16 protein-coding genes are annotated in these 17,422 nt (G+C 64.7%); 9 read left to right on the top strand and 7 right to left on the bottom strand.

What is annotated here, in order from left to right:
• Window positions 1-33: 33 nt before the first annotated feature.
• Window positions 34-1,302 (bottom strand): MFS transporter, encoded by a 1,269-nt coding sequence (locus tag FAZ97_RS20910; RefSeq protein ID WP_158760317.1) that lies wholly within the window; start codon window positions 1,300-1,302, stop codon window positions 34-36.
• Window positions 1,303-1,718: 416 nt separating this feature from the next.
• Here FAZ97_RS20910 and FAZ97_RS20905 point away from each other — a divergent pair, with 416 nt between their 5' ends.
• Both FAZ97_RS20905 and FAZ97_RS20900 read left to right on the top strand, forming a co-directional pair.
• Window positions 1,719-2,888, top strand: coding sequence for a porin (locus FAZ97_RS20905; protein WP_158760316.1), 1,170 nt, complete (start codon window positions 1,719-1,721; stop codon window positions 2,886-2,888).
• A gap of 105 nt (window positions 2,889-2,993) precedes the next feature.
• On the top strand, window positions 2,994-3,752 hold the full coding sequence (locus FAZ97_RS20900; RefSeq protein WP_158760315.1) for a class I SAM-dependent methyltransferase: 759 nt from the start codon (window positions 2,994-2,996) through the stop codon (window positions 3,750-3,752).
• Between the two features lie 46 nt (window positions 3,753-3,798).
• Here the strand turns inward: FAZ97_RS20900 and FAZ97_RS20895 are convergent, their stop codons facing one another.
• On the bottom strand, window positions 3,799-4,944 hold the full coding sequence (locus FAZ97_RS20895) for a pyridoxal-phosphate-dependent aminotransferase family protein (RefSeq protein WP_233271826.1): 1,146 nt from the start codon (window positions 4,942-4,944) through the stop codon (window positions 3,799-3,801).
• 345 nt (window positions 4,945-5,289) lie between these two features.
• On the opposite strand from FAZ97_RS20895, the gene FAZ97_RS20890 reads away from it, so the two are divergent.
• Window positions 5,290-5,691 carry a PaaI family thioesterase gene (locus tag FAZ97_RS20890; protein ID WP_158760313.1) on the top strand — a complete coding sequence of 134 codons (402 nt, stop codon included), beginning with the start codon at window positions 5,290-5,292 and terminating at the stop codon, window positions 5,689-5,691.
• Between the two features lie 86 nt (window positions 5,692-5,777).
• Here FAZ97_RS20890 and FAZ97_RS20885 read toward each other — a convergent pair whose 3' ends face one another.
• From FAZ97_RS20885 to FAZ97_RS20875, 3 genes are all read right to left on the bottom strand, one after another.
• Window positions 5,778-6,572, bottom strand: coding sequence for an ABC transporter ATP-binding protein (locus FAZ97_RS20885; protein WP_158760312.1), 795 nt, complete (start codon window positions 6,570-6,572; stop codon window positions 5,778-5,780).
• 1 nt (window position 6,573) lies between these two features.
• Complete coding sequence (locus FAZ97_RS20880) at window positions 6,574-7,470, bottom strand: ABC transporter permease (RefSeq protein ID WP_158760311.1); 897 nt, start codon at window positions 7,468-7,470, stop codon at window positions 6,574-6,576.
• A 162-nt stretch (window positions 7,471-7,632) separates the two neighbouring features.
• On the bottom strand, window positions 7,633-8,622 hold the full coding sequence (locus FAZ97_RS20875; RefSeq protein WP_158760310.1) for an ABC transporter substrate-binding protein: 990 nt from the start codon (window positions 8,620-8,622) through the stop codon (window positions 7,633-7,635).
• 1,012 nt (window positions 8,623-9,634) lie between these two features.
• Here FAZ97_RS20875 and FAZ97_RS20870 point away from each other — a divergent pair.
• The 5 genes from FAZ97_RS20870 to FAZ97_RS20850 all read left to right on the top strand — a co-directional run bounded on the left by FAZ97_RS20870 (window position 9,635) and on the right by FAZ97_RS20850 (window position 14,566).
• Window positions 9,635-10,750: a branched-chain amino acid ABC transporter substrate-binding protein gene (locus FAZ97_RS20870; protein WP_158760309.1), complete on the top strand. Its 1,116-nt coding sequence runs from the start codon at window positions 9,635-9,637 to the stop codon at window positions 10,748-10,750.
• 142 nt (window positions 10,751-10,892) lie between these two features.
• Complete coding sequence (gene livH, locus FAZ97_RS20865; protein ID WP_158760308.1) at window positions 10,893-11,819, top strand: high-affinity branched-chain amino acid ABC transporter permease LivH; 927 nt, start codon at window positions 10,893-10,895, stop codon at window positions 11,817-11,819.
• Window positions 11,820-11,826: 7 nt separating this feature from the next.
• Window positions 11,827-13,098 (top strand): high-affinity branched-chain amino acid ABC transporter permease LivM, encoded by a 1,272-nt coding sequence (locus FAZ97_RS20860; protein ID WP_158760307.1) that lies wholly within the window; start codon window positions 11,827-11,829, stop codon window positions 13,096-13,098.
• Entirely contained in the window at window positions 13,095-13,865 is a 771-nt protein-coding gene (gene livG, locus FAZ97_RS20855; protein WP_158760306.1) for a high-affinity branched-chain amino acid ABC transporter ATP-binding protein LivG, read from the top strand. The genes FAZ97_RS20860 and livG overlap by 4 nt, the downstream gene beginning before the upstream one ends.
• Window positions 13,865-14,566, top strand: coding sequence for an ABC transporter ATP-binding protein (locus FAZ97_RS20850; RefSeq protein ID WP_028203114.1), 702 nt, complete (start codon window positions 13,865-13,867; stop codon window positions 14,564-14,566). The genes livG and FAZ97_RS20850 overlap by 1 nt, the downstream gene beginning before the upstream one ends.
• A 95-nt stretch (window positions 14,567-14,661) precedes the next feature.
• On the opposite strand, the gene FAZ97_RS20845 is transcribed toward FAZ97_RS20850, so the two are convergent.
• Complete coding sequence (locus FAZ97_RS20845) at window positions 14,662-15,873, bottom strand: helix-turn-helix transcriptional regulator (protein WP_158760305.1); 1,212 nt, start codon at window positions 15,871-15,873, stop codon at window positions 14,662-14,664.
• Window positions 15,874-16,293: 420 nt separating this feature from the next.
• On the opposite strand from FAZ97_RS20845, the gene FAZ97_RS20840 reads away from it, so the two are divergent.
• A complete protein-coding gene (locus FAZ97_RS20840; RefSeq protein ID WP_158760304.1) occupies window positions 16,294-16,896 on the top strand; it encodes a DUF4337 domain-containing protein in 603 nt (200 codons plus the stop codon).
• A 4-nt stretch (window positions 16,897-16,900) separates the two neighbouring features.
• On the opposite strand, the gene FAZ97_RS20835 is transcribed toward FAZ97_RS20840, so the two are convergent.
• Window positions 16,901-17,386, bottom strand: coding sequence for a hypothetical protein (locus tag FAZ97_RS20835; protein WP_233271717.1), 486 nt, complete (start codon window positions 17,384-17,386; stop codon window positions 16,901-16,903).
• Window positions 17,387-17,422 lie beyond the last annotated feature (36 nt).

Raw genomic sequence — 17,422 nt, 5'->3', positions numbered from 1 at the left:
CTTGTTTGTCTTGCCGGGCGCTGGCATGTGTCGTCACGCGCGCGCCAGCTTGTATTCGCTGCGGGACTGTCCGCGGATGAGCCATACGAGCAGCGCGGCGCCGATCAGGTCGAACGCGCCGAGGCTCGCGAACAACGGGCCGTAGCCCACCTTGTCGGCGAGCGCGCCGACCACGAGCGAGAAGCTCAGGCCGCCAATCCACGCGGCCATGCCAGCGAAGCCGCTTGCCGTGCCGACTTCGCGCGGATCGAACACATCGGCCGCGAGCGTGTTGACGAGCGCCGAGATCATCTGGTGGGCGAAACCGCCAACACAAAAGAGCGCGATGGCCATATACGGCGAAGCGACGAGCCCGATGCACGCGGGCCCGATCATCATGAACGCGCCGAGCACCACGCCCGCCACGCGCGACCACAACAGCGGCAAACGGAAATGGCGCATCAGGAACGGCGAGAGATAGCCGCCCAGAATGCCGCCCAGGTCCGCGGCGACGAAGGGCAGCCATGCGAACGCGGCGATCTGCTTGAGGTCCATATGGCGTTCCGTGGCCAGATAGAGGGGGATCCAGAAGCTGAAAGTCTGCCAGGCGGGTTCCGCGAAGAAGCGCGGCAGTGCAATCGCCCAGAAGCGCCGCGAGGTCACGACCTCACGCGTGCTCGCCTTGCCTTGCGCGACCGGGCGGTGTTGCCCTTCCATGATGAACGCGCGCTCGCCCTCGCTAATGCGCGGGTGAGCGCTGGGCGCGCGGTAGAGCGCGTACCAGGCGGCGGCCCAGATGAAGCCGACCGCGCCCGTCACGATAAAAGCCGTTTGCCAGCCAAAGCGCAGGGAAAAGAAAATGACGACGGGCGGCGCGAGCACGGCGCCGAGCGACGTGCCCGCGTTGAAGTACCCGACTGCCACCGACTTTTGCCGGTCGGGAAACCATTCCGCGACGGCTTTCATGCCCGAGGGAATGGCGGCGGCTTCGAACAGGCCGAGCAGGCCGCGCATGGCGCCGAGCGACAGCCAGCCCGTGGCGAAGCCGTGCATGACGCCCGCTGCGGACCACAGCGCGGCGAACAGCGTGAAGCCGATGCGCAGTCCGAGCAGGTCGACGATGATGCCGCACACCGGCTGCATGATGGTGTAGCCAAGTTGAAAGGCCGCGACGATATACGAATATTGCTGCGTGCTGAAGCTCAGCACGTGCCGGAGCTCGGGCGCGAGCACCGCCAACGAATTGCGCGCGAGGTAGTTCAGGATGGTGCCCACGCAAACGAGGGCAATGATCCACCAACGCAGGCCTTTGACTGTTTTCAAGTATTGTCTCCTCCTGCTTTCGGGCGCGTTGCGCTTCGAAATCAGTTCACCGTACTAATCAAATAGGGTTTTGCGTATACGCGCTCCATGTCGCGTATGCCGGATTGTGATCGCTATTAGTTATACGACAACGCATATCTAAGTGTTCGTTGATGCTAGGTTTGCGACTCGCAAGTGTCAAGATGCCTGGGCCGGGCCGGCGACGTCATCGCGAGCCTCTGACGCTTTATATTTCACCAGTTTGAGCGAAATCACACCTTTTCCATTAAGGCTGGCGTTTCGCGGGAAGTACGCTTGACGGCCTCCAGGCGCAAATCTACGATGGCTTCGCCTTTTCCTGATGTCCGTTGTCGGATGACGTGGTGAATTGGCCACCCCTCGGTGAGCCAGTGTATTGAATAACATGAGGAGACCTGATGAAAAAACACGCTACACTGCGTGCCTTCTTGCTGGCGGCAGCCATCTGCGAGGTGGCGCCCGTTCAGGCGCAATCGAACGTGACGCTATACGGCGTCGTGGACGACGCGATCAGCTACGTCAACAACCAGAACGGCAGCTCGAACGTCTATCTGCGGCAGGGCAACCTTTACGCCTCCAAGTTCGGGCTACGCGGCAACGAAGAGCTGGGCGGCGGCACCCGCGCGATCTTCGATCTTCAGGCGGGCTTCGACGCGAACACGGGCGCCGCCTCGTCGGCCGGATTGCTTTTCAACCGCCAGGCCTACGTGGGGCTCGCCAACGACACCTACGGCACCCTGACCATGGGGCGCCAGTACACGCCCTATATGCTCTTTGTCGGGCCGCTTGCGTCCAGTAGCTGGCTCACGGGCGCGACCGGCGCGCACCCCGGCGACTACGACAGCCTCGACACGACGGTGCGCATCAACAATGCGCTTACCTACACGTCGCCCGTGTTCAAGGGCGTGAGCGCGAGCGTGCTGTACGGGTTCAGCGGCATTGCCGGCAGCCTGGGCGCGGGGCAAAGCCTCAGCGCCGCGCTGCGCTATACGGCAGGCCCGCTGAGCGTCGCAGCCGGTTATCTGCGCTTGAACAACACGGGCCGCACGCAGAACTTCGACCCGAACGCATCGGGCTCGTTTGCCGTTTCGGCGGTGAATCGCGGCTATGCGTCGGCGCGCGCGGTGCAGAACATCGCCGCCGCCGGCAACTACACGCTCGGCGATTTCACGTTCGGCTTGAATTACACCAACGTGCAATATCTGGCGGGCGGCAGCGCGGCATTCGCGAATACGGCCGTGTTCAACACGTACGGCGCGCTGGCCGCATGGCGCGCGACGCCGGCGTTCGATTTCGCGGGGGCGTTCTCGTACACGATGGCCGCGAAGGCGAACGGCATCGCAAACGCGGCGCGCTACCAGCAATACTCGCTGCGCGAGTCGTGGCATCTTTCGAAGCGCACCACGCTCTATGCGTTGCAGGCGTATCAGCGCGCGAGCGGTCAGACGCTCGGCGCCTCGGGCGCTGTCACCGGCGCCGTGGCGACCGTGGGCGACTCGCAGAACGCGACGCCTTCTTCGACCAACGCGCAGTTCGTCGGCATGGCGGGGATTTCGGTGCTGTTCTAGTCCGGCCGGGTAGGTGCGGCCGGCCAGGTCCTGCCGGGTATGACATTGGTCTGCCGCAGCGAAACGTTGGACAATAGCGTACCCAATCGCCGTCCAACCGCTCTCATGTCCTCCGACGACAAGCACGCCACCCCAGCGCCCAACGAACCTCCCGGCCGCGCCAGCTACACGCAGTTCGCGCAACGCTACGCCGAACAGGCCCCCGTCAAGCCGCACAACGCACTTTACGAGCGGCCCGCCACGCGTTCGCTGCTAGGCGCGGTGGCGGGGCTCGATGTGCTCGACGCGGGCTGTGGGCCCGGCATCGTGAGCGCGGAGCTGGCGGGCGACGGCGCGCGCGTGCAGGCCTTCGACGTCACGCCCGAGATGGTCGAACTGGCGAAAACGCGTTGCGCGGGCCTTGCGGTCGAGGTCGCACAGGGCGATCTCGCGCGTCCGCTCGAATGGCTCGCGAGCGTTTCGGTCGACCGCATCGTGTGCTCGCTCGCGCTCGATTACGTCGAGCACCTCGCGCCGACGTTTCGGGAGTTTCATCGCGTGGCGCGGCCCGGCGCACTGCTGGTGTTTTCGATGTCCCATCCCATGCGCGACTGGATCGACACGCGCACGCGCGGTTCGCGCACTTACTTCGAGACGACGCGGTTCGGCCTGCATTGGGGCGGATTCGGCGAGCCGAAGCCCTGGGTGGAAGCATTCAGGCGCCCGCTTGCCGATATCTTCAACGCGCTCATGGAAACGGGTTGGGCCATCGACCGGGTGCTCGAGCCCGTGCCGCAACCGGAAATGAAGGCGGTATCGCCGGCGCTGCACGCGGAACTCGTGCAGGCGCCGGCGTTCATCTGCGTGCGCGCGCGGCGTGTTTGAGTGTATGTGCGGCCGCGCGTGATGCGATAAGCGTTTACAGCCGCGCTTAACGCCGCGCTTCGCGCGAGCCGGCCGAGAGCGACTCTTCGAGCGCGGCAACCCCGGCGGGCAGATCGACCTTCACGCCGAGGTCGCTCATCGTGCGGCCAAGCGCGTGCACGGTGCGGAACAGATTGTGCTCGCGGCACTGCTCGCCCATCTGCCCGATGCGGACGATCGGGAGACCGAACGATCCGGCAATCTCAACCTGGTATTGCTGCGAGATATGGTTGCACACCTCGCGCGCCGCAACGCCTTCGGGCAGCTCGATGCCGACCACGGAATTCAGGCGGCACGTTTGCGGCGTATACAGCGCGAGGCCCAGCGCGCTCACGCCGCTTTGCAGCGCGACCGAGCAGCGCAGGTGGCGCGCAAAGCGCTTTTCGAGCGTTTCCGTGCACACGAGGCGCAGCGCCTCGTGCAGCGCCAGCACGCCCGAGACAGGCGCGGTGTAGTGGTAACCGGCGTTGTGCCAGAAGTTTTCGGCAAGCATGGCGTCGAGGCACCAGTGCGTGTTCGGCGCGGTGCGCGTGCGCACGCGCTCCCATGCGGCGTCCGAGAAGGCAATGAGCGACACGCCGGGGATCGACGAGAGGCCCTTTTGCCCGCCCGTGATCACGACGTCGATGCCCCAGCCGTCCATTTCCAGCGGCATGGTGCTGAGCGTGCACACGGCGTCCACCACCACGAGCGCGCCGGCGGCCTTGGCAAGCTGCACGATTTCCTTGAGCTCGCGGTTCCAGACCGTGTTGGACGTCTCGCCGTGCACGATCGTGACGACAGCCGGGCGCGTGCGTTCGATGGCCTGCGCCACGGCTTCGAGCGAGGCGATCTCGCGGTTGGCCACGTCGAGCGTGGTGACGTCGGCGCCCACGCGGCCCGCCATTTCGGCCATGCGCTGGCTGAAGAAGCCGTTGACGATGGAGAGCACGCGGGTGCCGGGCCACGCGAGGTTCGAGATCGCCATTTCCATGGCGGCCGAGCCAGGGCCGGCCACGCCGAGCACCCAGTTCGAGCGCGTCTGGAACACATAGCGCGCCATTGCCTTCACCTGGTGAATCACGCGCGCCATGGTGTCGCCGAGGTGATTGATGACGACGGTATTGGCCTTGGCCACGGCGTCGGGAATCGGCACGGGGCCCGCGCCCATCATGAGGAGCGGTTCCTCGGGCAGGATCCGGTCGAGCGTATCGACAGTGGGGCAAGGCACGGGCGCGGCCCCGGCCGCCGCCGCCGCGGCGGTGCGCGAAGTGGTCAGCGGATCGGAGTGGAGCGCGTTGTCGTTCATCTTGGGTACCTTGATTTACCGGGGAATGGTTTGTGTGGGAGGCGCGGTTGAGGCGTCTTCAGGCAGTGTTGTGCGGCGCGGCAGCGCTGACCATGTACAGTTGCGCGAAATTTCGCTGAACAGTCGTTCGCGCGGCGTTGCTGCGCTGCGGGCCTGGTAGAGCCACCCTATAATCGATCGCATCGCCAGATAATGCAAGGAAGACAGCGTATGTCGCAATTCGCCGTGGACAATCCGTTTCTTGAAACGCTAGGTGTGAGCGTCGCGCAGTGGCGCGAGGGTTATGCGGAGCTAGTCATGCCCATCGACGCCTCGAAGCTCAATCGTCAGGGCGTGCTGCAAGGCGGCGCGATTGCCACGCTGCTCGACGCCGCGGGCGGCTACGCGGGGTTGTTCGCGCCGTTAGGCGAGGCGCCGCGCCACGGCTTCACGCTCTCGCTCACGACCAACTACCTCGACAAGGGGCTTGGGCAGTTCGTGCGGGCGAAGGGGTTTCTGGAGCGCGGCGGCCGCTCGATCTTCTTTGCGCGCGCCGAGGCGTGGGTGGACGATCGTTTGCTGATTGCGAGCGCGCAGGGGACGTTCAAGTATTCGTATCCGAAGCAGGCTTGAACGATCGTCATCCGCGCGCTTATGAAAAAGCCCGCCGTCTCGATCGAGGGGCGGGCCTGGCCTGAGCGGCGGTTTCCGGCGGCGCGTTATCCCAGCAGCAGCGCGTCGTCGTCGAGCTTCTCGTGGCGATTCTGCTCGAACATGCGCAGCAGGTCCGGCACATCGAGCCCGCGGCGCGCATCGCCCGAAACGTCGAGCACGACCTGCCCCTGGTGCAGCATGACCGTGCGCTGGCCGTAGTCGAGCGCCTGGCGCATGCTGTGCGTGACCATCATGGTCGTAAGTTTCGCCTCTTCCACGATACGCGCGGTCAGCTCCAGCACGAACGCGGCCGTTTTCGGATCGAGCGCTGCCGTGTGCTCGTCGAGCAGCAGGATGCGCGAGGGCTGCAGCGACGCCATGAGCAGGCTCACCGCCTGGCGCTGGCCTCCCGACAGCAGGCCGATGCGATCGGTCAGACGATTTTCCAGCCCCAGATTCAAAAGACGCAGCTTCGCGCGAAATAGTTCGCGGTCCTGCTTTTTCAGTGCGGGACCGAAGCCGCGGCGCTTGCCGCGCGCCGTCGCGAGCGCCATGTTCTCTTCGATGGTGAGCGCCTCGCAGGTGCCGGCCATCGGGTCCTGAAACACGCGCGCGACGAGATGCGCGCGGTCCCAGGCCTGTTGCTTCGTGACGTCGTGGCCGTCGATGGTGATCGTGCCGCTATCCACCCGCTGGTCGCCGCTGATCGCGTTGAGGAACGTGGATTTGCCCGCGCCGTTCGAGCCGATCACGGCCACGAACTGGCCGCTCGGAATCTCGAGCGTGAGCCCGCGCAGCGCGCGCGTTTCGATCGGCGTGCCGGGGTTGAAAGTCAGTTTGAGGTCTTTGGCGCTGAGCATGTCATGCCCTCCCGTTCTTGCGGCCGAACAGCTTCTTGCGCGTGGCGGGCAGCACGAGCGCGATCGTCACGAGCACGGCGGTGACGAGGTTCAGGTCCTGCGCCTTGAGGCCGATGAAGTCGCTGTTGAGCGCGAGCGCAATGAAGAAGCGATAAAGGATCGCGCCGAGCACGGCGGCGAGCGTGGTGAGCACGAGCCGGCGCGCGGGCAGGATGCTCTCGCCGATGATCACGGCCGCAAGCCCGATCACGATGGTGCCGATGCCCATCGAAATGTCCGAGCCGCCCTGGGTTTGCGCGAAGAGGGCGCCGGCCAGCGCGACGAGCGCGTTGGAGAGCGCCATGCCGGCGAGCGTGGCGCGGCCCGTGGCGATGCCTTGCGCGCGCGCCATGCGCGGGTTCGCGCCCGTTGCGCGCAGCGCGAGACCGTATTGCGACGAGAGGAACCAGTCGAGGCCGAACTTCGCGGCCAGCACGACGACCAGCAGCGCCAGCGGGCGCAGGACGTAGTCGGGCAGCCAGGCGGGCTGGATCATCGTGAATACCGTGGCTTCGGAAATGAGCGGGACGTTCGGCGCGCCCATCACGCGCAGGTTGATCGAGTAGAGCGCGATCATCATGAGGATGCTCGCGAGCAGGTCCATGATCTTCAGGCGCACGTTGAGCCAGCCGGTGATGAAGCCGGCGATTGCGCCCGCAACGATCGCACACGCGGTGGCGAGAAACGGATCGTGGCCTGCGGCGATCAACGTGGCGGCAACCGCGCCGCCCAGCGGAAAGCTGCCGTCGACGGTGAGGTCAGGGAAGTTGAGGATGCGAAACGAGATCAGCACCCCGAGGGCTACGAGACTGAAGATCAAGCCGATCTCGAGCGCGCCCAGAAGCGAATAGAGGGACATGAGGAAGAATCCTGTTGCGGTCTGCGGCGGCGGTGCGCCGGAGTCGGGGCGCGGCGCACCGCCCGGATGGGGCGGCGCGCCGTTGCGCACCGTCGTAACGCAAATGAGCGGCCCTTATCGGGCCTGGCCGGGTGGCTGCGTGTGACGCGCCACGCCTGCGGCCTACTTCACGACCGTGGTCGCGTCCTTGAGCAGGTCGGCCGAGAGCGTCACGCCCTGCTTTTGCGCGGCGGCCGGATTCACGAACAGCTGCAGGTTGCTGCTGGTTTCCGAGGCGATCGCGCCAGGCTTCTCTCCCTTGAGAATACGCACGACGACCTTGCCCGTTTGATGGCCGAGGTCGCTGTAGTCGATGCCGAGCGCCGCGATGGCGCCGCGCTTCACGCTGTCCGTGTCCGATGCGACGAGCGGGATCTTCGCGTCGTTGGCGACCTTGACGAGCGCTTCGTATGCCGAAACCACGTTGTTGTCGGTGTTCGTGTAGATCACGTCGACCTTGCCGATCAGGCTCTTCGCAGCGGGGCCGATGTCCACGGTGCGCGGCGCGGCCGCTTCCTTGAGCGTCATGCCCTGTTGCGCGAGCAGTGCCTTGAGCGCCTTCACGACCACGACCGAATTCGCTTCACCGGGGTTGTAGACCATGCCGACGGTTTTCGCGCTGGGCACGACGCGCTTGATGAGCGCGACCTGCTTGTCGAGCGGCAGCTTGTCGGACACGCCCGTCACGTTCGTGCCGCTCGGCGTCCACGTTTTGACGAGTTGCGCGGCCACCGGGTCGGTCACGCCCGAGTATACGACGGGCACGGACTTCGTTGCGGCCACAACGGCTTGCGCCGAGGGCGTGGCGATCGCCACGATCGCGCTCGGGTTGTCGCCCACGAACTTGCGCGCGATCTGCGCGGCGGTGCCCGTGTTGCCTTGCGCGCTCTGGTATTCCCACTTGAGATTCTTGCCGGCGTCGTAGCCGGCGGCCTTGAGCTCGTCGCGCACGCCGTCGCGGATCGCGTCGAGTGCCGGGTGCTCGACGATCGACAGCACTTCCACGGTGGCGGTTTCGGTGGCGCGTGCGGCGCCCGAAGTCAGCGCGAGCGCGGCGGCGCTGGCGATCAGGGAAACGGTGGCGGCTTTGGCTGCCTGCTTGAAGGTCTTCATGCTGTTTGATCTCCCCCGTGCTGGGTTCTTGCGGTTTTGTTCGGATCTGCAGGGTGCTGCGTCGCCGGCTTCATGTGTGGCGCGAGAGCGCGCGGTATGCGCCTTGGTGGTGCATACGGGCGCGGCGAGGGAGCGAGGATACCACCGAGTCTTGCGGGGCTGGAACGCGTTGACGGGCCAGTGAGGCGGCCGCGCGACGGTGCCGTGCGGATTAATTTCGAAATTGCGCGATCCGATTATGGGGGGGGCTCGGTGCTTTAGCGAAAGTTGTCTCGCTCCCGGATTGAAGGATGAAAGGAACGGGTGAGGTGGGGTGATGCGGGTTGCGTGAAAAAATCAAAATGTCAATTTTAAGATTATTGTAATATTTGTCCTTGTAAATCAATGATTTGGCGCAAGTTGCATTTAGGGTATTCCCGGTTATCTGATAATGACTTTGGCGAATTTCGTGTGGTTAAATGCTAATCATTATTTAGATATAAGATGCGATTTGTTGACCGGATCTCATTTGAAATTAAAATGACCACAGAGGCTCCATAAAAATCAAAAAATCAAGCCATTCCGCACACCCGCACCAGCCGGTCGTCTCAGGCCGGCGATCGCTCTGTCACCCGCCCGAAAGACCATTTTCCCGAGCTTTTTCAAGCGCTTTCCAACATCGCCCTCAATTGACCGATGTCAAAAACCAAGTCGATATCCGAAAAAACCCTTAGTTGCCGTGAAATGGGATTATTGATAGCATCCGCGGGTCGCTGATTCGGACCGGTCCACCTTTCCGGTATGAATTGCAGCGAACGGGGCAGGCGGATCGCTTGCGCAACAGAGTCTGTAACTCAGCAGTCTCTCCGAACTCAGCCGCCTACCAGGGCGCTGATACACGCCGGGCCCCGTCACGTCTTTTTCTTCTGGTGCTCGTCGTGGTTGTTCCCCATTGAATGTCATTGGGGCGCTGTTCGTTTGCGCAGGTCATTCCGTCTGACCGGTTGACCCGAAAACAATCGAGGAGCTCCTGATGACGTTGTCCCGCCTTACCGCTGTTTCCGTGGCTGCCGCGCTGCTCGCATTTGGTGCAAGCGCAAACGCCGACACCGTGAAGATCGCCATTGCCGGCCCGTTCAGCGGCCCGGTCGCCCAGTACGGCGACATGGTCAAGGCGGGCGCGCTGACTGCCATCGAGCAGATCAACGCCGCCGGCGGTGTGAACGGCAACAAGCTCGAAGCCGTCCTGATGGACGACTCGTGCGAGCCGAAACAGGCTGTCGCCGTCGCCAACAAGATCGTTTCGCAGCACATCCAGTACGTGGTCGGCCACGTCTGCTCGGGCTCGACGATTCCCGCTTCGGACATCTACGAAAACGAAGGCGTCGTGATGGTCACACCGTCGGCCACCGCGCCGCAGCTGACTGAAGGCAAGAAGCGCCAGTTCATCTTCCGCACCATCGGCCGCGACGACCAGCAAGGTCCGGCCGCCGCTGCCTACATCATCAACAAGGTCAAGCCGAAGAAGGTCGCGATCCTGCACGACAAGCAGTCGTACGGCCAGGGCATCGCCACGTCGGTCAAGGCCGCGCTCGACAAGGCGCACATTCCTGTTGTCGTGTTCGAAGGCATCAACGCCGGTGATTCGGACTACTCCGCAGTCGTCACGAAGCTCAAGTCGCAGGGCGTGGACTTCGTCTACTTCGGCGGCTATCACCCGGAAATGGGCCTGCTCATGCGCCAGTCGCGTGAACAGGGCGTGAAGGCCACGTTCATGGGTCCGGAAGGCGTGGGCAACAAGGACGTGACGGCCATTGCAGGCCCGGCTTCGGAAGGCATGCTCGTCACGCTGCCCGCCGACTTCGCATCGGATCCGGCCAACGCCAAGCTCGTGAAGGCATTCGCCGACGCCAAGCGCGACGCGAACGGCCCGTTCCAGATGCCGTCGTACGCCGCGGTTGAAGTGATCGCCGACGGCATTGCCGGCGCGAAGAGCACGGACCCGACCAAGGTTGCCGCCTACCTGCACAAGAACGCGTTCAACACGCCGATCGGCAAGGTCGAGTACGACGCACAGGGCGACCTGAAGTCGTTCCGCTTCGTCGTCTACACGTGGCACAAGGACGCCACCAAGACCGCCGCGAACTGATCCCGGCGCTGCACGCTGCATACGCCCCGCTCCTCGCGGCGGGGCGTTTTTTGCAGCCGTTGCGCGCACAACCAAAGCAACAGGATCGGTCTCAGGTCTCTCCAAAGGTCTCTCATCGGCTTCACGGCCGCGGGGCTTACGCATGAATGATTTTCTTCCGCAGTTCACCCAGCAGCTCGTCAACGGGCTCACGCTGGGTGCGATCTATGCGCTGATCGCCATCGGCTACACGATGGTCTACGGCATCATCGGCATGATCAACTTTGCCCACGGCGAGATCTACATGATCGGCGCCTATGTGGGCCTCGTCACGCTCACGGCCATCGGCACCTCGGCGGGTTATCCGCTGCCGCTCGTGCTGGGCGCGGCGCTCATCGTCTCGGTGCTCGTCACCGGGCTCTACGGTTTCGCGGTCGAGCGCGTGGCGTATCGGCCGCTGCGCGGCGGGCCGCGCCTCGTGCCGCTCATCTCCGCCATCGGCATGTCGATCTTTCTGCAGAACTACGTGCAGATCGGGCAGGGCGCGCGCGACGTGTCCGTGCCGATGCTCATTTCCGGCGCGCTCGACTTCAATATGGGCGGCAACTTCGAAGTGACGATTCCGTACGCGCGCATGCTGATCGTCGGCGTCACGCTCGTGCTCATGATCGCGCTCACGCTCTTCATCTCGCGCTCACGCATGGGCCGCGCGTGCCGCGCCTGCGCCGAAGACATGAAGATGGCCAACCTGCTCGGCATCGACACGAACCGCGTGATCTCGTTCACGTTCGTGCTCGGCGCGATGCTCGCGGCGGTTGGCGGCGTGCTGATCGGGCTCACGATCGGCAAGCTCAATCCGTACATCGGTTTCATCGCGGGCATCAAGGCGTTCACGGCCGCGGTGCTCGGCGGCATCGGCAGCATTCCGGGCGCGATGCTCGGCGGCGTGCTGCTCGGTCTCGCCGAAACCTTTGCTTCGGGCTACATGCCCGCGGAGTACAAGGACGTCGTGGCCTTCGGCCTGCTCGTGCTCGTGCTGCTGTTCCGTCCCACCGGCCTGCTCGGCAAGCCGGACGTCGAAAAGGTGTGAGGTCGATATGAGCCAAACTGTTTCGGTACGGGTGCCCGCTCAGGGTGCCAGCTCGTCGCAGACGGTGAAGGGGGCGCTGGCCGCCGCCGTCGCGACCATCATCCTCACGGCGCCCATTCTCGGCCTGCAGCTCACGCTCGATGGCTACCAGGTCGTGCTGCAGCAGCACTGGCGCCCGGTCTGGATCGCAGCCGCCGTGGTGTTCGTGTTCCAGCTCGTCAAGCCGATGTTTGTGCGCGCAACGAGTCACGTGCGTTTGCCGAAGGCGCCCGCGCTCGGTGCGCGCCAGCAGCGCGTGGCGATCTGGGTGCTGCTCGCGTTCGGCGCGGTGTTCCCGTTCATGGGTTCGCGCGGTTCGATCGACGTCGCGACGCTCGCGCTCATCTACGTGATTCTTGGTCTCGGCCTGAATATCGTGGTGGGCTTCGCGGGTCTGCTCGACCTCGGCTACGTGGGCTTCTACGCGGTGGGCGGCTATACGTATGCGCTGCTCAACCAGTACTTCGGCTTCACGTTCTGGGAATGCCTGCCGCTCGCGGCGCTCGCGGCCGCCACGTTCGGCTTCGTGCTCGGCTTCCCGGTGCTGCGCCTGCGCGGCGACTATCTCGCCATCGTCACGCTCGGCTTCGGCGAGATCATCCGCCTGCTGCTCAATAACCTCACGAGCATCACGGGCGGCCCGGACGGCATTTCCAGCATTCCCAAGCCCACCGTGTTCGGCTTCGAGATGGCCCGCCACGCTAGCGTGGAAGGCGCGAAGACGTTCAACGAACTGATCGGCATCGAGTACAGCGGCGAGCACATGGTGATCTTCCTGTACCTGCTCGCGCTCGTGCTGGTGGCGTTCACGCTGTTCGTCACGAGCCGCCTGCTGCGCATGCCGATGGGCCGTGCCTGGGAAGCGCTGCGCGAAGACGAGATCGCATGCCGCTCGCTCGGTCTGAACCCCACGCGAATCAAGCTCTCTGCGTTCACGCTCGGCGCTTCGTTCGCGGGTCTCGCGGGCGCGTTCTTCGCGGCGCGCCAGGGCCTCGTCACGCCCGAGTCGTTCACATTCATCGAGTCGGCGCTGATTCTCGCCGTGGTGGTGCTGGGCGGCATGGGATCGCAACTGGGCGTGGTGCTCGCCGCGATCCTGCTCACGGCGCTGCCCGAAGTGGCGCGCGGCTTTGCCGAGTACCGTATGCTGATCTTCGGTCTGGTGATGGTGCTGATGATGATGTGGCGTCCGCAGGGCCTCTTGCCCGCAAGCCGTCTGCACGTGGAGTTGCCGCAATGAGCGCACAAGCGTTGTTGAAAGTAGCGGGGCTGCAGATGCGCTTCGGCGGTTTGCTGGCCGTGGACGGCATCGACTTCGACGTGCGTCCGGACGAAGTGTTCGCGATCATCGGGCCGAACGGCGCGGGCAAGACCACCGTGTTCAACTGCGTGGGCGGCTTCTACAAGCCCACAGCGGGCGACATCGTGCTGGAAGGCCACGCCATTACCGGCCAGCCGAGCCACCAGGTCGCGCGCCGCGGCCTCGTGCGCACATTCCAGAATATCCGCCTGTTCAAGCAGCTCACGGTGCTGGAAAACCTGATGGTCGCGCAGCACCTGAAGGTGAATCGCAACATGCTGAGCGGTCTGTTCGCGACGCCCGCGTATCGCCGTGCCGAACGTGCCGCGCTCGAGCGCGCCGCGTACTGGCTCGAACGCGTGGGCCTGAAGCAGGTGGCGAACCGCGAGGCGGGCACGCTTTCGTACGGCCATCAGCGCCGGCTCGAAATCGCGCGCTGCATGATCACCGACCCGCGTCTGCTGATGCTCGACGAGCCCGCTGCCGGTTTGAATCCGCAGGAAAAGGTCGAGCTGCAGCAGATGGTGGACGGCTTGCGCAACGAGTTCGGAATCTCCGTACTCCTGATCGAACACGATATGAGTCTCGTGATGGGCGTGTCGGACCGCATTCTGGTGATGGAGCACGGCAAGCCGATCATGATCGGCAAGCCCGATGAAGTGCGCAACGACCCGCGCGTGATCAAGGCCTATCTCGGAGAGGACTGATGCTGAAGCTGGAAAAGGTCCATACCCACTATGGCGCGGTGGAAGCGCTGGCGGGCGTGTCGATCGAAGTGAACAAGGGCGAGATCGTCACGCTGATCGGCAGCAACGGCGCCGGCAAGACCACGCTCATGATGACCGTGTGCGGCACGCCGCGCGCATCGGCAGGGAAGGTGACGTTCGAAGGCGAGGACATCACGCGCATGCCCACGCACGAGATCATGCGCAAAGGCATGGCGATCTCGCCGGAAGGCCGCCGCGTGTTCCCGAGCCTCACGGTGCTCGAAAACCTGCAGATGGGCGGATTCTTCGCCTCGCAGCACGAGATCGATGCGGGCATCGAGCACGTGTTCAAGCTGTTTCCGCGTTTGAACCAGCGTGCGAAGCAGCGTGCGGGCACGATGTCGGGCGGCGAGCAGCAGATGCTCGCCATCGGCCGTGCGCTCATGAGCAAGCCGCGTTTGCTGCTGCTCGACGAGCCCACGCTCGGTCTCGCGCCGCTCGTGATCGCGCAGATTTTCGACATCATCCGCACGATCCGCGAGGAAGGCGTGACAGTGTTCCTCGTCGAGCAGAACGCGAACAAGGCGCTGCATGTGGCCGATCGCGGCTATGTGCTGGAGACGGGGCGCGTGGTGCTGGCCGATAGCGCGGACAATCTGCTCGCCAACGACAATATCAAACGCGCCTATCTGGGCGGTTGATCGCCTGAAGTCGTGCCGCGCTGCGGCCCGCGCAATCCGCGTTCATCGAACGTGTGTTGCGCGGGCCGTTTCTTTTATGGCACCCGGAACATGACTCAATCGCCGCGCGCAATCGCAAGCTGCGCGATCAAGCGCATGAGCTCGGCCTGGCGGCGCGTGGTTGTTTTCGCGAACACGTGATGCAGATGCGTGCGCACGGTCGAGGGCAGAACTTGCAGCGCCTCGGCCACGTCTTTCGGGTTGAGGCCCTTGCCGACTTCGCAGGCCACGCGCGCTTCCGCGGGCGTGAGGCCGAACAGCGCGACGAGGCGCGTTTCCACGCCGCGCCGCGACGACTGCGGATCGATCACGATCAGCATGGCCGTGCCGGCGCGCTCAGCCTGCGCGCAGTAGTCGGCGCGACGATGCGCGCCTAGCGGCGATACGAGCGCCTGGAGTGGTTCGTCGGGTCGCTGGCGGGCGATCAGCATCGCGCCGCCCGTGCGGCCGCGTGCGTCGCGTCCGGCTGCGCGCGCAATCAGCGCGCGCAACTGCTGCGTGGCGGCGGCCGTGCCGGCGCTGAGCGCGGCGTGCTCCGTGCGCAGTCCGTTTGCGCGCGCGAGTTGCGCCGTGGCGGCGCGGTTCGCGAACACGATGTGGGCATCGGCGTCGACGATCAGGACGCCGTGCGCGAGCGCGTCGAGTGCGTCCGTGGGAGCGTCCGCGCTTTTGTCGTAAGCGGCGAGGGTACGGGCGGTGTGCCGCTGCACGCGCAATGCATTGCGCAGATGCGGCAGCAGGTCGCGCAGGGCGTCCAGCTCGTCTTCGCTATAGAAGCGCTTTTCGTGGCGCAGCGCGCCGAGCACGGCGGCCATGTCGCCTTCGCGCAGTACGTTCGCGAAGGCCACCGTATAGAAGCGCTGCGGGCGCACCCACTCCTGCACGAAGGCGCTGCGCTCCAGACTTCCCTGCGGGTGGATCATCGTGTCGGTGACGAGCGTGCCGGCGGCCCAGCGGCGCGCCTGCGGCACGATCGGATCGAAGCCGCCATAGTGCTGCGCGTACGAATGGGCGAACGAGGCGTCGATGCCGTCCCATTCGGCGAGCGAGAACGTGCTTTCGGGCGGCAGCATCGTGAGATTGACGTGTTGCGCGCCGATGCGCTGCGCAATGCGCGCACAGACAGCCGGCCAGCGTTGCGCGTCGAACCCGGCGTCGTAGATCGCGTCGATCAGGCCGCTGGTTTCATCGGGCGCGCAATGCCTCACGCGCGCGCTGTGCGCAACGGTATCGATAGCCGCAGCGTGTGCGGCCGCAGTGGGCCCCATGACGGTCTCCAGGCTGGAATTTATTAACGGCAGAAGGCCTCAGGGCATGCCTTGCGGCGTCGCATAGAGGGCCATGTGGCACTGCAACGACGCCAGCGGCGCGAGGGGACAAACTGAGGCGTCAATCCACGTTTGCAAACGGCAGGCGGGAGGGGATGCGCTGCAACATCCCGGGGTACCTGTTCTGAATGAATAGACGATAAAGCCTACGATTTGCTTTCGTCGGAAGACATTTCGGGTTTCGTTACATCCGATGCATTTCGGGTACTGGACAAGCGCGCCGCGCTCACGATAATTGAGCGTCCCATAAGGGGCGCGTCGCACGGGGAAAAGGCGGCGCGTGCCGTCGCGGGAGCCGCGAGAACGAACGGCGGCAGGACGACGAATCGGTGAAAGTCAGATAAAGCGGAGAGTCTTTGGATGTCTGAAGAGTACGAAGTGCATGGGCCGCACGACCACGCGGTCGAACACGCCGCGGCGGGCCATGGCGGGCACGGAGAGGGCGACGCGTTCCCGGGCCGCATGGCGGTGATGACGGCGATCCTCGCGTCCATTGGAGCGATCTTTGCCTACCAGAGCGGCAACAGCGAGAACCAGGCGCTCTATTACAAGAACGAAGCGGCGATTCGCAAGACCGAAGCCGCGAATCAATGGGCCTACTATCAGGCGAAAGGCGAGAAGCAGAATCTGGCGGAACTAGGCGCGCAACTCTCCGCGCTCGCGCCGAATTCGGACGCCGCGCAAAAGCGCTTTGCCGCCGACGCCGACCGCTATCGCCAGCAGAAAGAGCCGATCCGCGCCAAGGCGGAAGCGCTCGAGAAAATCGTCGAGCAGGACGATGCGCTAAGCGAGCAGGTGCTGCACGGCCATCATCGCTGGGCGCAGGCCACGACGCTCATTCAGATCTCGATCGCGCTCACGGCAATCACGCTGCTGACGCGGCGCCGCTGGCTGCTCAATACGTCGGTGGGCGTGGCCATCGTCGGCGTGGGTCTCGGTGCATTGGCGTTCTTCGGCGGCTGAGCGCTCAGCCGCCGCACACGATCGCCGTGAGCAGCATGGGCACGACCGATTGCACAGTGGCGTCGCTGTTGGCTTCGCGCACGCGCGAGCGCACCTTCTCCGCGGGCGCGGAGACGACGACGCCATAAAGCGGCGAGCTGATCTCCTTGCCCGCGCCGCGCTTGAAGAGCGTGTCGTCGCGGTCGTAGCCGAGCACCACGTAGATCGGAAAGCCAAACGCGCTCAGGCGGGTGCCCTGCACGGGGCTGAACGCGTTGACTGAATTCGCTTCGACGCGGCTCGGTTCGGGGTCGATCGATTTATCGTCGATCAGCGTCGAAATGAACGTGTGGGGATCGGACTTGCAGTCGAACTGCTGGTCGCGCGTGCTGGATTGCGCATGCGCGACCAGCGGCGCGATCAGGGCGGCAAAAGCGGCAAGGCCGCCAAGCGCGCCCCGCCGCGCAATAGCCGGGAACGCGAATATCACGGAAGTTTGGCGCTTGGTCATAGCTACGAGCAGCAATGCCGAGAGAAGACCGGATGA

The organism is Paraburkholderia acidiphila, from assembly GCF_009789655.1.
Classification (GTDB): Bacteria; Pseudomonadota; Gammaproteobacteria; order Burkholderiales; family Burkholderiaceae; genus Paraburkholderia; species Paraburkholderia acidiphila.
This window is presented reverse-complemented; position numbering and strand designations above follow the sequence as displayed.